Here is a 15,414-nt window from a genome sequence, read left to right on the forward strand (position 1 = left end):
TGAGCAGACTTGCTTGCCGTCCGCTTGGCCAACTCAAAACGTCGCACGTGACCAACGGAACATCCACGACTGCTAAGCAACTTTCGAAAGCTGTCAGTGTACTTTCTGCGCGTAAAGATTTCTCCAGGAAAACTGTTGCTATCAACGACATATGCGCGTCCGGCAGGGCCACCACGCCGTTCTGCTCGTCGGTCCAGTCAGTGGCCATTTGTGCCCTTGGCATGTTCAGTAGACAGGAGGTGCCTGCGAGCCTCGGCGGTCGCTATATCTTTCCGGCAGGTCGGTCTCGCCATCCGCATTCCCTGCGAGATCACGCGCAAGACGCTCGGCATATGCGCAAGCCCGCGGTCGAGATGCGCTTGGGTCGCGCTGCTTATGCAACTTGGTGAACGGACATCGCAAAACGCGAGATCATATGCGCACGTAGGCCGACTCAGGCAGACTTGCGCGCCTCGTCCGCTTGGCCGAGCCATCGTACAACAGCCCGAGCCACTTCCTCAAACTCAGGCACTCCCTCGCTTGCCCACGCCACCACCCCATCCGGCCGTACCAAAACCGCACTCACCCCCAGCCGATCCCGGGCAACCCCCGCGACATATCCAACCCTCCCATCCCAGCCCGCCGCCATTCCCCGAAGCGGCGCACCTGCGCCAAAATCCAGCAACAAGCCTTTCCCCGTCCGCAGCAACTCCCCGAGCCGCCTCCCGTCAGCCAATTCGAAATCTGGCACGCTCCGCCCCACCAGCGGATGCCCACCCCCGAGGTCGTACCGCAACGAAACACCCCACACGCGCTCGGCGAAATAGGTCGCGCCGTCCGGCGTATCGATGAGGTCGCGAATGATGGCTTCAAGCGCGCGCGAGCTGCGGCTCGGGCGCATGAGGGCGACCTGGGCGCGTGACCAGTCGAGGACAGCGGCGCCCACCGGATGGCGTTCGCGCTCATAGCTGTCGAGCAGGCCGGCGGGCGCGTCGCCGCGGATCGTGGCGGCGAGTTTCCAGCCGAGATTCATGGCATCGCCGAGGCCGAGATTGAGGCCCTGGCCGCCGAGCGGCGAATGGATATGGGCGGCGTCGCCGGCGAGCAGCACGCGGCCGCGGCGATAGGTGATCGCCTGGCAGGCGCGGTCCGTCCAGGTGGTGGCCTGGGTAAGCGCCGTCACGGTGACTTCGGTGCCGGAGACATGGCGCAACACCGACTGCACGTGGTCGCGGGTGATCGGCTGGGTGCGGTGGAAGGCGCCGGCGTCGAAGGCGACCATGCCGATCGTGCCGGGCCGCGCATAGGTGTACATGCCCGTCGGCGTGTAGTGGCGGCCGAGGCTGAGCGCGTCCGGATCGGCCAGCGCGACTTCGACGGAATAGCCGGTGAATTCGGGTTCGGTGCCGGCGAAATCGAAGCCGGCGGCCTTGCGCACCGTGCTGCGGCCGCCGTCGCAACCGACCAGCCAGCTTGCGCGAAAGGTCTCAGGCCCGGCGCGAAGGATCACGCCGTCCTCCGACGCGTCGAGGCCGTCGCCGGTGAGCCCGCGCCGGATCTCGACGCCCATGGCGCCGGCGCGTGCGGCGAGCACGGTTTCGAGGTGCTCCAGTTCGACCGGCAGGCTGGTGCCGGCCGGCGAGGGCAGGTGATAGCGCCACTGGGTGGTGTCGATCTTGTCCTTGTAGAACTGGATGCCGGCGAAATGGCCGGCCGGGCGGCGGTCCTGCTGCATCCAATGGGCGGCTGCCGGCGAGCCGGTAGGGCCAGGCGCGTCCGTCGCGCGGGATGCCGCCGCGATGGCGTCCAGCAGGCCGCGGCGGTGCAGGGCGTCGAGGGTCGGCGCGGACAGGCCGCGCATGCCGAAGGGCAGCCGCTTCAAGGGCGAGCGCGGGTCCTCGGCTTGCTCCAGCACCAGCACGGAGATGCCGGCGAGGCGCAGCTCACAGGCGAGAAACAGGCCGACCGGGCCGGCGCCGGCAATCACGACATCATGGCTCAAGGCGGAATTCCCCAAAAAAGGTGGTTTGAGAACGCGGTTCGGTGCGGTCTCACATCGTCTTGGCCGGGCTTGTCCCGGCCCCCCACGACGCGTTGCGTTTTGAATGCGTGGATCCCCGGGCCAAGCCCGGGGAAGACGAGCGGCGGCGAACTGCCCGGATGAAGTCCGCGAACGGCGTCTGATTGCTCGTCGGTCTTCACCGGCAAACGTCGCAGTTTGCCGACCGCGTTAAAATACACTGAGTGTAAATTTATCTATGGTATAAAGATCGGCATGTCAAACCGGACCGGCCTTCGAGACCGCAAGAAGCAGGAGACGCGCTTGGCGATCTCCAATGTCGCCACGCGCCTGTTCGTCGCGCGCGGCTTCGACAATGTGTCGGTCGCAGACGTCGCGCAGGAGGCGAATGTCGCGCGAAAGACGGTGTTCAACTATTTCCCGCGCAAGGAGGATCTTGTCTTCGACCGCGAGGAGGAGGGGCGGGCACTCGTGCGCGAGGCGCTCAGCCGTCGCGGCGGGCAGTCGCCGGTCGGCGCGTTCCAGGCGCTGATGCGCGGGCTGGCCGAACGGCAGCACCCGCTGTTCAGGATCTCGGAGCGGTCCGCGGGTTTCTGGCGCACGGTGGCGGAGAGCCCGGCGCTCGCGGCCCGCGCCCGTGAGCTGCAGGTGACGCTCGCCGACGATCTCGCGGGCATGCTGGCAGGTGCTGCGGGCAGGGCGCAGGCCGATCCCGAGGCGCGGCTCGCCGCGGCCATGCTGATGGCGGCGCTGGTGGTCGCCTATGGCGCGGCGCTGCGCGCCTTTCGCGAGAACAGGAAGCCCGAGCCGGCGTTCATGAGCGTGATGGAACGCGGCTTTGCCGGCGTCGACGCGTCACTTGCCGGCACGCCTTACGTCTAAGACCGAAGCGCCGCGCGCCTGCGCCGTCGAAAAAATGCGCGGGCCGATGTCGGCCACCGCAAGGCCCGTTCGTCGTTTCAGTGCCGGACCGATGCGGCCGGCGCGATCAGGGAGACGGATGATGCGCGTGATGGTGCTGGTGAAGGCGACCGAGGACAGCGAAAAGGGTTTTGTCCCGACGCCCGAGACCATGGCGTTGATGGAGGAAATGGGCCGGTTCAATGAGGAGCTTCAAGCGGCCGGCATCCTGCGCGAGGCCGACGGCCTCAAACCCTCGTCGCATGGCAAGCGCGTCGCCTTTGATGGCCCCGGCCGCACGGTCGTCGACGGGCCTTTCACCGAGACCAAGGAGCTCGTCGCCGGCTTCTGGCTCTGGGAGGTCAAGGACATGGACGAAGCGGTCGCCTGGGTGAAGCGCTGTCCCAATCCCATGCCGGGGCCGAGCGAGATCGAGATCCGGCCGCTCTACGAGATGGCCGATTGGATGCCGGACTCGGAGACCGGTGGCCACGAAAACTCCTGAAGAATCGGAAATGTCGATCGCCGCCGCGCGTCGGGAATTCGCGGCGGAACCACCGTCTCCACCTCTTCCCGGCAGGGAGAGGCCGGTGGCTTGGCGAGCCCGAACGTTTCTCGCATGGACGCTGGCCTGGGTGCAGGGCGCCTTTGTCCCGCGCGGCTCGAGGTGAGGGGACAGCTTGATCGTCCTGCGATCCCGCGCCCCGTCCGAACGCGCCTTCGCCAAGCGCGAGGGCTTGCCGGGAAGCCCGCGAGCCGGTCTGCGCCACCCTCTGGAACCGGATTGGCCGGTCGCTTCCCGGCATCCCGCGGGACAGGGGCGCGAGCGCCAATGATTCACGATAACAAAACGTCATTGCGTAAATAGCAAAACCGTGTTCTCTTAAATGAAGGCGCGGCGCAGGCTGAACCGCGGAAGGGAAACCGGGCGTCTCGGCCTTGCGATCTCGATTACCGCGCGCCCTCAAGGACAGCGAGACACGGAATGTCACCTGATACACGCTTGGCCGATCCGCACCGCAGAAGCTTCCTGAGAGGGTCGGCGGTCGCCGCCGTCGCTCCCTTTGCCGCGTCGTCGGCGCTTGCCGAGGCGCCGGCTCCCACGCCCGCCAGGGATCCGAGGTCGCCCCAGGCGGTCGAGATGACGATCAACGGCCAGCATCGGCGTCTCTTGCTGGATGCGCGCACCAGCCTGCTCGACGCGCTCCGGGATCATGCCGGGCTGACCGGCACGAAGAAGGGATGCGACCAGGGGCAGTGCGGCGCTTGCACTGTTCATGTCGGCGGCCGCCGCATTCTCTCCTGCCTGATGCTCGCGGTCGCGGCCAATGGCGCCAGCGTCACCACGATCGAGGGGCTCGCAAGCGAAAGCGGCGCGCTTCACCCCATGCAGGCGGCCTTCATCGACCAGGATGCGTTCCAGTGCGGGTTCTGCACGCCGGGGCAGATCATGTCGGCGATCGCCTGCGTCACCGAAGGCCATGCCGGAACCGAGGCCGATATTCGCGAATTCATGAGCGGCAATATCTGTCGCTGCGCTGCCTATCCCAACATCGTCGCCGCCGTGCAGCAGGCGAAGCCAGAGATGGAGCGCTGAGCCATGCGGCCGATCTTCTATGAAAAGCCTCGCACCGTCGCGGCCGCCATCGGCGCGCTGGGCCATCCGGACGCGCTCGCCGTGGCCGGGGGAACCACGCTGTTCGACCTCATGAAGGTCGATGTGATGCAGGCCGGCCGCCTGGTCGACGTGACCGGGCTCACGGATCCGCGGCTGCGGGCGATCGAGGTCGGCGAGACGACCATCCGCCTCGGCGCGCTGGCGCGCATGGCGGATGTCGCAGCCCATCCAGCGGTCGCCGCGACTTGCCCGCTCATCGCCCAGTCGCTCGACCTCGGCGCATCCCAGCAGATCCGCAACATGGCGCGTCTCGGCGGCAACGTGCTTCAGCGGACGCGCTGCGCCTATTTTCGCGACGTGAGCTTCACCCGCTGCAACAAGCGAAACCTGGGCTCGGGATGCGCCGCTCTCGACGGTCACAATCGCCAGCATGCGATCCTGGGAACCAGCGAGGCCTGCATCGCGGCCTATCCGGGGGACTTCCCACAGGCCCTCGCGGCCCTGGACGCGCGCGTGGAAACCATCGGCCGGCGGGGCCGGACCCGTTCCATTCGCTTCACCGAACTGCACCGGCTGCCCGGCTCCGCTCCGCATATCGAGACCGTCCTCGATCGCGACGAACTGATCACCGGCTTCGCAATTCCGCGTGGCCCGTGGATGAGGCGGTCGCTCTATCTCAAGATCAGGGACCGCCAATCCTATGCCTTTGCGCTCGCGAGCGCAGCCGTTGCCCTCGACCTGACCGCCGAAGGCATTGTGCGGGAAGCGCGCATCGGGCTTGGCGGGGTGGCGACCACGCCATGGCGCGCGAGCGAAGCCGAAGCCACCCTGAAGGGCAGGCGCCTGGTCGACACCGTCGCGCAGCAGGCGGCCGATGTCGCCTTCGCCCAGGCGGTCACGCGGTCCCACAACGGATACAAGATTGTACTTGGGAAGCAGACGCTGGTCCGGGCGCTCCTGAGCGCCGCCGCGATGGAGGTCTGACGATGGCCGCAGGTGAAACAGCCCTTCGGCCGCTGCCGCTGATCGGCAAGGGCCATCCGCGCTACGACGCCCGTGCCAAGGTCACGGGCCGCGCCCGCTTCGCGGCGGATTTCGTCGTGCCGGACCCGATCCATGCCTGGATCCTGGTGAGTTCCATTGCCAAGGGGCGGATTGTCTCGATCGACACGAGCCGGGCGCGGAGCCTGCCCGGCGTCGTCGATATCGTGACGCACGAGAACGCCCCGACGCTGGCCGCCCCGGTCAGCCGGGCCATGGGCTCCGCGACCAGCCACCAGCCGCTGACCGGCCCGGACATTCTGTTCGACGGCCAGATCATCGGCATCGTGCTGGCCGACAGCTTCGAAACCGCCCGCGAGGCCGCTTCCGCCGTCCTCGTTCGCACCAGCGCGCAAGCCGCGGCCGTGACGCTCGGCAGCGCGGGGGTCACGACGCAGCGCTGGTCGGAGGTCAATCCGGCCTTCAAGGACCCGGAAGTGGGCGATGCCGAGCGGGCGCTCGCTACTGCCGCCGTCGTCGTGGACGAGACCTACCATTTGCAAAGCCAGGTCCATAACGCCATGGAGCCGTTTCCGACGACGGTCCTGTGGGACGGCGACGACCTCGTCGTCCACGAGCCCAGCCAATATGTCGTCGGACTGCAGCGCGGCATCGCAAGGCAGCTCGGGATCGATCCGTCGCGCGTGCGCGTCATCAGCCCGTTCATCGGCGGCGGCTTCGGCAGCAAGCTCAGTCTCACGCCCAGGACGGCGCTCCTCGCCGCGCTCGCCCGCAAGTTCCGCCGGCCGATCAAGCTGGTCGCGACGCGGACGCAGGGCTTCACCCTGTCCACCTATCGGGGCGAGAGCCGCCATCATATCCGGCTCGGCGCCACCGCCGACGGCAAGCTGACGGCCTTCGCGCACGAAGCCTGGGAGCTTTGCTCCCGATTTGACGCCTATGCCAGCGCCGCCACCATACAGGCAGCCGAGATGTATGCCGCGCCGTCGATCCTGACGCGGGTGAACATCGTCCGCGCCGACCGGACGACGCCGGGCTTCATGCGTGGGCCAGGTGAAATGCCCTATTTGTTCGCGCTCGAAACCGCGATGGACGAACTCGCGCATCGCCTCGACATCGACCCGGTCGCGCTCAGGCGCCGCAACGAGCCCGACAGAAGTCCGGTTGACGGCGTCCGGTTCACCAGCCGCTCGCTTTTGGAGTGTTTCGACCAGGCGGGCGCGCGCTTTGGGTGGCGCGAACGAAATCCCGTTCCGGGGGCCGTGCGCGATGGCGACTGGATGATCGGCCATGGCTGCGCGGCAGCGATCTTTCCATGCTTCAACTACGGCGGCAGCGCGACGGTGACCTTGCTGCGCTCGGGCAAGGCGCGGGTCGAGACCGCCGCGTCGGAGATCGGCACCGGCGCCTATACCGCGCTCGGCCAGGTGGCCGCGGAACTGCTGGGCCTGCCGATCGGCGATGTCGAGGTTCTTCTGGGCGACAGCCTGCTGCCGCCGACCGCGCCGGCCGGCGGATCGATGCAAACCGCCAGCACGGTCCCGGCGATACGGCTTGCCTGCGAACGCATCGTCGCCCGGCTTGGTGGCGCGATGCCGGCGCCGGGCGATCTGGCGGCGGCTTTCGACAGGCTCGCCACCTCATCCATCCAGGAGACGGCGCAATATTCGGCATTTGACGGCAAGGGAGGCAATGGACGCGCCAACCTTGCGACGCCCGGCGGCACCGAGCCCGTGGCCATCTTTTCCTTCGGCGCGCAATTCGCGGAGGTCAGGGTCAATATTCGGACGCGGGAGCTGCGGGTGCCGCGCCTCGTCGGCGCCTTCGCCGCCGGGCGGATCCTCAACGAACGCATGGCGCTGGCGCAATACCGGGGAGCGATGGTGTGGGGCCTCTCCTCGGCGCTGTTCGAGGGCCTGGAGATCGATCCGGTGCTCGGCAGGGCGATCAATACCAACATTGCCGAATATGTGGTTCCGGTGAACGCCGACGTGCAGCAGGTCGAGGCCATCCTGGTTCCCGAGGAGGATCACGAGGTCAATCCGCTGGGCGTCAAGGGCATCGGGGAAATCGGCATCGTGGGCGTTGCCGCCGCCATCTCGAACGCGATCTTCAACGCGACGGGAAAACGGCTGCGCGATCTGCCGATCACGCTCGATAGGCTTTTCTAGCCGGCCGGCGGCAAGAGCCGTCGGCGCCCGGCATTGGTCCGGGGCCATGTCCGGCGCGATGAGCGCCGGGCGGGCCTTTGGCGCATCGTGCTATTTCGGCTATTGGATTGAACCGCCGTCATCGCGTCAATGGCGCAGCATCGTTTCGGTCAAAAGCCCATGTCGCATATGTTTCAACGCGCCCGCAGCATCGAGGCCAAGGAGCAGCGTGAGCGCGACATCTTGGAAGCGGCCCGCGCTCTCGCCGCGAAACACGGCATCCGCGCGATCACGCTCACCGAGATCGCCAACGCAATCGGCATGCACAAGTCGGCCCTGCTGCGATACTTCGAGACCCGCGAGCAGATATTTCTCGTGCTGGCCGCTCAGGGGTGGCGCGAATGGTCCGCTGCCTTGCGTGGGCGCTTGCGTCAGGCCGAGACCAATTCGCCGCCTGCCGTGGCCGAACTCTTCGCCCGGACGCTGGTTGACCGGCCACTGTTCTGCGACCTGCTCGCGCATGTCCCGCTGAACCTCGAACGCAACGCATCGGTCGACCGGATCCGCGCATTCAAGCTCGTCGCCCTGGAGGAGGTCGCGGCCATTCGCGCCGAACTCACGCGACTGCTCGGCCTCACCGACACACAGGCGGTCAACGTCGTCTCCACGGCGGTCGGGATGGCCGGGGCATTGTGGCAAATGGCGACGCCCGGGCCCGATGTGGCCGAGCTCTATCGTCGCGATCCGCTTCTCGCCCATGCCGTCGTCGACGTCGGGCCGAGGCTGGAGCACATCCTTTCCGGACTGCTCAAAGGATATCTTGCCGACAATGGATCCAAGAAGCCGGGAGCCTCCGCGCGCCAGCACAACGACGCCCGCCGATAATCGTGGCCTGGCCTGTGCTGCCGACGGCAACCCGTCGCGCCCGCTCACCTGACAGCCCCGGCGGCCGCGGCGCGGGCGCGATGGGAACCCCGCGCAGGGCCGTCACCCTCACCACGCGGCGCGCCAATCCGGCGAAAGCGTCACCGCGCCTATCCCTGATGCTCCAGGATCACCCTCAGGAACGCATCGCCATAGCGCTCCAGCTTCGACTGTCCGACGCCGGAAATGCCGAGCAGGGCCTGGCGGCTCGACGGGCGGTCGGTGGCAAAGGCGATCAGGGTCGTGTCGGGGAAGACGACATAGGGCGGCACCGAAAGCTCGCGGGCGATCGCCGTGCGGGCGGCGCGCAGCGCCTCGAACAGTTCCATGTCGGCGCCATCGAGCGCCGATTTGGCCCCGGCCGAGCGTGACGGCGCGCTGCGTGATGCTTTTCCAGTCGTCGGGCGGTCCTTGCGGAAGCGCACCTCGCGTTCGCGCTTGAACACGGCGCGCGCCTCGGGTTCCAGCTTCAGGGCGCCGAAGGCCGCGTGGTCGACGGCGACGAGGCCGGCGGCGAGCAGCTGGCGGTAGACCGACTGCCAGGTCTTCGCCGGAATATCCTTGCCCGCCCCGAACACCGGCATGTCGGTGTGGCCGAAGCGGGTGGTCTTGTCGTTGCGGGCGCCGGTGAGCACATCGATCAGGTGGCCGGCGCCGAACCGTTCGCCGGTCCGGTAGATCGCCGCCAGCGCCTTGATCGCGGCGTCCGTGCCGTCCCAGGTCTCGACCGGCTTGAGGCAGGTGTCGCAATTGCCGCACTGGCCCTGATGCGCCTCGCCGAAATGGGCGAGGATGGACTGCCGGCGGCAGCCGGGCGTTTCGCAAATGGCCAGCAGCGCATTGAGCTTGGCGCGCTCGACGCGCTTGATCTCGTCGGCGGACCCGCCTTCGTCGATCATCCGGCCGCGCTGGATGACATCGGCCATGCCATAGGCCATCCAGGCATCGGACGGCAGCCCGTCGCGCCCGGCACGGCCGGTTTCCTGGTAATAGGCCTCGACCGAGCCGGGCAGGTCGAGGTGGGCGACGTAGCGCACATTCGGCTTGTCGATGCCCATGCCGAAGGCGACGGTGGCGACCAGGCAGAGATTCTCTTCCTTCAGGAAGGCGTCCTGGTTGGCGTCGCGAAGCGCGCGGTCCATGCCGGCGTGATAGGCCCGCGCGCGAATGCCCTGGGCCTGCAGCCATTCGGCCGTGTCCTCGACCTTGGCGCGCGACAGGCAATAGACGATGCCGCTCGAGCCCTTGTGGCGCGCGAGGAAGCGCAGGAGCTGTTGGCGCGGCTGGTCGCGCTCGACGATCTCATACGCGATGTTCGGGCGGTCGAACGAGGTGGTGAACACCTCCGCGCCGCGCAAGGACAGCCCGTCGATAATGTCTTCGCGGGTGTGCGGATCGGCCGTTGCCGTCAGGGCGAGGCGCGGCACGCCCGGATAGAGCTCTCCGAGATGCCCGAGTTCGCGATATTCCGGCCGGAAATCGTGGCCCCATTGCGAGACGCAATGCGCCTCGTCAATGGCGAACAGCGCGATCCTGGCGCTGCCGATCATCTCCTTGAAGCCGGCCGTGACGATCCGCTCCGGCGTGACATAGAGGAGATCGAGCTCGTCCCGGGCGATCGCGCGGCGGATCTCGACATATTCCTCGCGCGTCAGCGACGAATTGAGCGCGGCGGCCCGGACACCCAATTGCTTGAGCGCCTCCACCTGGTCGCGCATCAATGCGATCAGCGGCGACACGACGATGCCGACGCCCTGGCGGCACAAGGCGGGGATCTGGAAGCAGAGCGACTTGCCGGCGCCGGTCGGAAACAGCACGACGGCGTCGCCGCCGGCGATGACCCGTTCGACGACGGCGGCCTGCTTGCCGCGAAACGCCGGATAGCCGTAGACGCGCTTGAGCACATCCAGCGGGTTGTCCGCGCGGTCATTGCCGGACGGCGCATCGGCGAGGCTTCGGATCGGCGGCATGGAATCGCTTTTGGCGGGATCGCCGCCTTATGGCACAGGTCCGCCGCCGATCGCGAGCCTTTGCCGGAAAGCGCGGCCAGGGCGACGCCCGGTGCGCTGTTCACGGTGCATCGCAACCTCCATAGGCAAGCCGCCTCACGCGATCGAGACCATAGCTGGAAACAGGAGCAAGATTCGCCTCGCAGCCCCTGAACCGCATCGTCGTCCTGCCGGAAAGCGCGTCGAGCTGCGGCGGCCGATAGCGATCCAGGTGGTCCGTCGCGTAGCTGAAATTGTCGGTCCTGTTGGCGATATCGAGCATTTCGAACAGGAACTCGGCGCTCTTCAGCTCGACCTTGTAGCGTGCCCCCCAGATCCTGTTGTTGCGGGAGGCCAGATCGATTTCCTGCCAGGCATCGCGTGAAAACCGGCAGGCCGACGTGATCACCATGCCGCGCGGAACGCCTTCCCTGAACAGCACGCCGTTGAGTTCGCGGACGGTGTTGACGCCCTCGGTCGCGGACAGCCGGGTGCGGCGTTTGACCTGGATGATGGTCGGCTCGTCATTTTCGGCGATCGCGAAGATATCGATGCCCAGGTCGCGCCGCCCCCCGACGAGCCTGATGTCGGCCGCGGGATAATAGTGTCTCAGGCAGTCGGCGACGAGTTTCTCGAAGACGAAGGGATCGACCGACACGATGGCGTCACGATGGGTCGAAAGCCATTTTCGCAGATCGGTGACGGGAACATCGCCGTCGGAGGCCGAGAAGCGCCGGAGAATGCCGCAGACCAGGCTGTAGTCGCACCGATTGTCGTTGCCGTCGCCGTCACCGCCATTTTCGACCGCGTTATGACCTTCCGTTTCGATCGCCCACCAGCCGCAATGGTCGCACTCGAAGACGGTCCTGGCCGCCGCGGTGCCGTGTGTCATGTCATCATTGTTCTCTGGATATGCATAAGGCAATGACGGGTCCGGAAGGACCCGAAGTGGCTTTTTGCAGTAGTGACATGAATTGAACGGCGAGAATTTTTCATCGAGAATGCAGGGAATGTCGAATACCGGTCCGATATTGGCGATGTCGCGCATTGAATTGAGCGTTGCGCGCCGCGCGGCTTTCCGATGTTCATCGGCGTAGCGATCTTCCGTCAGCTGGATGTGAAAGGGAACGTCGCGCTTGCCGGCGATGTAGCCAGGGGCGTGAACCTTGGCCCAGCCATTGCGGCGCATGTCCGGATGGCTTCGATAAAGAAGGGAGCGAAACCTGTCCAAATTGCCGCGGTATCGGGAGAAAACGTCGTAGCGGTCGCTCGCGCCGGACAGGCTGTAGATCAGGCCTTCGTTCAGAAAAAGATTGATCCGGCGGAGGTGCGACGCCCGGAAATGGGCGTAGCGATAGACCGATTCAGAATCCCGATAGGACAGGATATCGTCGGTCGCGTTCGCGCGACGTTGGTCGAGCCGCCGCATCATCCGCCCCCGATCCCGCACGTCGCGCGCTTCGGCCGATCCATTCGCAACAACTGACGTTATGCTAGCCGGACTCCGGCTCGTCCGGAAGGCAGGACGCGTGTCGAGGCGCTGAGCGCCTGATCGGTCCGGTCCCGGCGCCCCGGGCAGGGGCCTCGTGCTGTTCCGGCGACCGCGCCGCGAACTTCACTCCGATGCCACAACGGGCCGGCGATCAGCCGCCGGCCCTTGGCCGGAAAGGTGGGCCGATCCCACCCAATCGTTGCATGATCCTTCCAATGGCCGGGTGGGAAACAGGGCGTCGTACAAAACCGATCTTCGCCCCGCCAGGCCGTGTCCCTGGCCGCAATGTCGGCTTCCGGCAGGCCGTCGGCCGCCGGGATGCGCCGCCCTGGGACCGTCTCTCGGCCCTCGCCGCTAGCCCGGCCGCAATCCCCGCTCGGCGAAATAATGGTCCAGGGCCTCGGGGGCACCCGATTTGACGGCGAGCGCCACGTAGGTGTCGGGTCTCAGCACATAGACCGCATCGCGCACCAGGCCGGCATCGGCGTAAGCCGGCTGCCACGCGAAGGCATGCAATGGGATGGTGTGCCGGGCGCACCATGATGCCAGGGCGTCGCCGGCGGCGCCGTAGACGTGAACCTGCCAGGTCATTGCCGTCAGCGGCCGATAATTGTCGACGCCGCCAGCCGAAACCCAGGGCAGGCGATCGCCGCCATGGACATGGCCAAGCGCACCGCTGCTGATCGGCCCGTCGCGATAATGGATCATGATCTGCGATACGGTGCGGAACATCCATTCGCGCCAGGTTTCGAATTGCGCGGCGGCGGGCAGCACGATCGGGACGACGCGGGTCCGCAGGAAGTCGGCGAACTTGCCTTCCGCGGTGGCCAGCGTGAAGGCGCGATCGGTGGTCTGGACCAGGCGCCGGGCAAAGGGTTGGCGTTCAGCCTCATAGCTGTCCAGGAGAGCATCGCCGGCCCGGCCGTCCAGCACCGCCTTCAGCTTCCAGGCGAGGTTGATGGCATCGCCGATACCGGTATTCATGCCCTGGCCGCCGGCGGGGCTGTGAATATGCGCCGCGTCGCCGAGCAGAAAGGCGCGGCCATTGCGAAAATGCTGGGTCACGCGGTGATGCACATGATAGGTCGAGAACCAGTTGACCGTCTCGACGGTGAGCTCGAGCTTTTCGATGGCACGGCCGCTGACGTCGTCGAATGTGAGGGTCTCGGCCTGTTCGGCGCGCTCGTCCCTGACCGTGCCGATCAGGCGGGCACGCCCTTTGCCCGCCAGAGGAAAGACCGCCAGGAAATCGGCCTCGTCGAGATCGACGGCGAGATCGCCATTGATGGCCGGGCCGGAAGCATCGACATCGGCGACGTAGAAGACCTGCTTGTAGGTTCCTCCGGGAAATCCCGTGGCCATGATCTGGCGCACCAGAGACCGCGCGCCGTCGCAGCCGGCGATATAGGCTGCGTCGCACCGGCTTTCCTGGCCGTCCGGTCCGCGCAGCCGCGCGGCGATGCCGGAGCCGTCGTCGAGATAGCCGATCAATTCGGTCTGTCGTGCGACCGAAACGCCGAACGCCTCCAGCCGCGCGATCAAGAGCCGCTCATGCTCGTCCTGGGGGAAGATGTGCAGGAAGGGGTAGGGCGTGACATCGGCCCCGACATCCTCGAAGGACACGCGTGCCTTGCGTTTGCCTTCGACCCAGAGGCCGACCGCCGGGACCTTATGGCCTTGCGCGATGACGGCGTCCGCGAGATCGAGCTGGCTGTAGAGTTCCAGCGTCCGGGCGTGAACGGCAAGGGCGCGCGAGGTGGTGCCCGGCCGGTCGGTCTTGTCGATGATGCGGACCGTGGCGCCGAGCCGGGTGAGCCACAGCGCCAGCACCAGGCCCGTGGGGCCGGCGCCGACAATCAGAACGTCGCAACGCGGCATGGCGGTCTCCGTCGGTTTCGGCCTGGCGAGGAATGCGGCTCTGTGGGTCCGGGGCTGTCCGACGACCCTCGAAACATCCAGATGTTATGCAACGCAATAGCATTCCGGAAAATGCACCGCGCGGCACAAGCTCGCGTGATCGGCGGACGCTAGTCTCCGCGGCGAGAGGTGAAGAGTGGTGGTTCCGGCGCGAGGCCTCGAAAGGCGACGCATTCAGGCTCATCTGCAAGACATGTGCGACCGCCTTTTGCAACGGGCCTTCAGGCCGGCTGCTGCTGCGTCGTGCAATGGATGCCGCCGCCGCCGGCCGCGATGCCGTCGATGTTCAGCTGGATGACCTCGCGGCCGGGAAACAGATCCCGCAGGATGTCTCGGCATCGGGCGTCCGCGGCCCGGTCGCCGAATTCCGGGGCGACGACGGCACCGTTGCAGACGTAGAAATTGATATAGCCGGCGGCGAATTCCTTGTTTTCATAACGGCTACGCACGGTTGACGGGCCCGGCAGCACCACCACCTTCAATCTGCGTCCCTCGGCATCGGTGGATTGCCGCAGGATGTCGAGGTGCCGCCGGGTCACCGCGTGGTCATAAGACGACGGATCCGGATCAAGGCCGGCGACGACCACGCCGGGGCTGGTGAAGCGGGCATAGAAGTCCGCATGGCCGTCGGTAATGTCCTTGCCGGCTATGCCGGGCAGCCAGATGATTTTCCGCAAGCCCAGCAGGCGCGCCAGTTCCGCCTCGCACCGGGCCTTGCTCAGGCCGGGATTGCGGTTGGCGTTGAGCACCGCGCTTTCGGTGATGATCGCCGTGCCCGCGTCATCCACCTCGATGCCGCCGCCTTCCAGCACCAGCGCGGTCTCGACGAGCGGGGTGCCGGCTGTCCGGGCAACGAAACCGGCGACTTCGGCATCCCTGGCATGGGCCTGCTTGTTGCCCCAGCCGTTGAAATTGAAGCCGACCGCGCCGGGCCGCCCGGATCGGTCCTTGACGAAGACCGGCCCGGTATCGCGCATCCACAAATCGTCGATCGGCCGGACCACCAGGGTCACCGAGGGGCCGCAGAGACGCGCCGCGATGTCGTGATCGGCCTCGCGCACCAGCATCTGCACCGGTTCATGCGCTGCGATCGTCCTGGCGATCTGGGCGAGGTTGTCCCGCGCCACGGCGAGCAGCTGGTTGCCCCAGATGTCGGCGCTCGGCCCGAAGGCCATCCAGGTGGCGGCATGGGGAGCCGCTTCATCGGGCATGCGCCAGGTGGCGCCCTGGGCCTGGCCGGTCGCGGCGTAGCCGCCGGCCGCAAGAACATGCCCCGAGGCCGCAAGGCCCCGCCACAGGATATTTCGCCGTGTCATCATGAAAAACGCCTATGCGAATGGATCGACAGCGACATCGATCGATGTCGCTGTCGCGAAGTCGTGGATGGCTGGGACAAGCCTGGCCAAGACGAGCATTATCCCTGC

Annotated in this window: 11 protein-coding genes; 6 read left to right on the forward strand and 5 right to left on the reverse strand. The window is 66.8% G+C overall.

The window, feature by feature from the left end; genetic code table 11:
* Window positions 1–433: 433 nt before the first annotated feature.
* Window positions 434–1,996: an FAD-dependent monooxygenase gene (locus AC07WJ_RS33310; protein ID WP_494939026.1), complete on the reverse strand. Its 1,563-nt coding sequence runs from the start codon at window positions 1,994–1,996 to the stop codon at window positions 434–436.
* A 306-nt stretch (window positions 1,997–2,302) separates the two neighbouring features.
* Here AC07WJ_RS33310 and AC07WJ_RS33315 point away from each other — a divergent pair, with 306 nt between their 5' ends.
* The 6 genes from AC07WJ_RS33315 to AC07WJ_RS33340 all read left to right on the forward strand — a co-directional run bounded on the left by AC07WJ_RS33315 (window position 2,303) and on the right by AC07WJ_RS33340 (window position 8,554).
* Window positions 2,303–2,881: a TetR/AcrR family transcriptional regulator gene (locus AC07WJ_RS33315; protein WP_494939027.1), complete on the forward strand. Its 579-nt coding sequence runs from the start codon at window positions 2,303–2,305 to the stop codon at window positions 2,879–2,881.
* Between the two features lie 121 nt (window positions 2,882–3,002).
* Window positions 3,003–3,404: a YciI family protein gene (locus AC07WJ_RS33320; RefSeq protein ID WP_494939028.1), complete on the forward strand. Its 402-nt coding sequence runs from the start codon at window positions 3,003–3,005 to the stop codon at window positions 3,402–3,404.
* A 480-nt stretch (window positions 3,405–3,884) separates the two neighbouring features.
* Window positions 3,885–4,496, forward strand: a complete 612-nt coding sequence (locus AC07WJ_RS33325; RefSeq protein WP_494939029.1) for a (2Fe-2S)-binding protein — start codon at window positions 3,885–3,887, stop codon at window positions 4,494–4,496.
* A gap of 3 nt (window positions 4,497–4,499) precedes the next feature.
* Window positions 4,500–5,501 (forward strand): FAD binding domain-containing protein, encoded by a 1,002-nt coding sequence (locus tag AC07WJ_RS33330; protein WP_494939030.1) that lies wholly within the window; start codon window positions 4,500–4,502, stop codon window positions 5,499–5,501.
* A gap of 2 nt (window positions 5,502–5,503) precedes the next feature.
* Window positions 5,504–7,690: a xanthine dehydrogenase family protein molybdopterin-binding subunit gene (locus AC07WJ_RS33335; protein WP_494939031.1), complete on the forward strand. Its 2,187-nt coding sequence runs from the start codon at window positions 5,504–5,506 to the stop codon at window positions 7,688–7,690.
* Window positions 7,691–7,849: 159 nt separating this feature from the next.
* Window positions 7,850–8,554 (forward strand): TetR/AcrR family transcriptional regulator, encoded by a 705-nt coding sequence (locus AC07WJ_RS33340; RefSeq protein WP_494939032.1) that lies wholly within the window; start codon window positions 7,850–7,852, stop codon window positions 8,552–8,554.
* A gap of 149 nt (window positions 8,555–8,703) precedes the next feature.
* On the opposite strand, the gene recQ is transcribed toward AC07WJ_RS33340, so the two are convergent.
* The 4 genes from recQ to AC07WJ_RS33360 all read right to left on the reverse strand — a co-directional run bounded on the left by recQ (window position 8,704) and on the right by AC07WJ_RS33360 (window position 15,309).
* Window positions 8,704–10,563, reverse strand: a complete 1,860-nt coding sequence (gene recQ, locus AC07WJ_RS33345; protein WP_494939033.1) for a DNA helicase RecQ — start codon at window positions 10,561–10,563, stop codon at window positions 8,704–8,706.
* Window positions 10,564–10,663: 100 nt separating this feature from the next.
* Window positions 10,664–12,013: a restriction endonuclease gene (locus AC07WJ_RS33350; protein ID WP_494939034.1), complete on the reverse strand. Its 1,350-nt coding sequence runs from the start codon at window positions 12,011–12,013 to the stop codon at window positions 10,664–10,666.
* Between the two features lie 414 nt (window positions 12,014–12,427).
* Complete coding sequence (locus tag AC07WJ_RS33355; RefSeq protein ID WP_494939035.1) at window positions 12,428–13,951, reverse strand: FAD-dependent oxidoreductase; 1,524 nt, start codon at window positions 13,949–13,951, stop codon at window positions 12,428–12,430.
* A 260-nt stretch (window positions 13,952–14,211) separates the two neighbouring features.
* Window positions 14,212–15,309 (reverse strand): agmatine deiminase family protein, encoded by a 1,098-nt coding sequence (locus AC07WJ_RS33360; protein WP_494939036.1) that lies wholly within the window; start codon window positions 15,307–15,309, stop codon window positions 14,212–14,214.
* Window positions 15,310–15,414 lie beyond the last annotated feature (105 nt).

The sequence above is a fragment of the Phreatobacter sp. GW821-FHT04C01 genome (assembly GCF_059420385.1).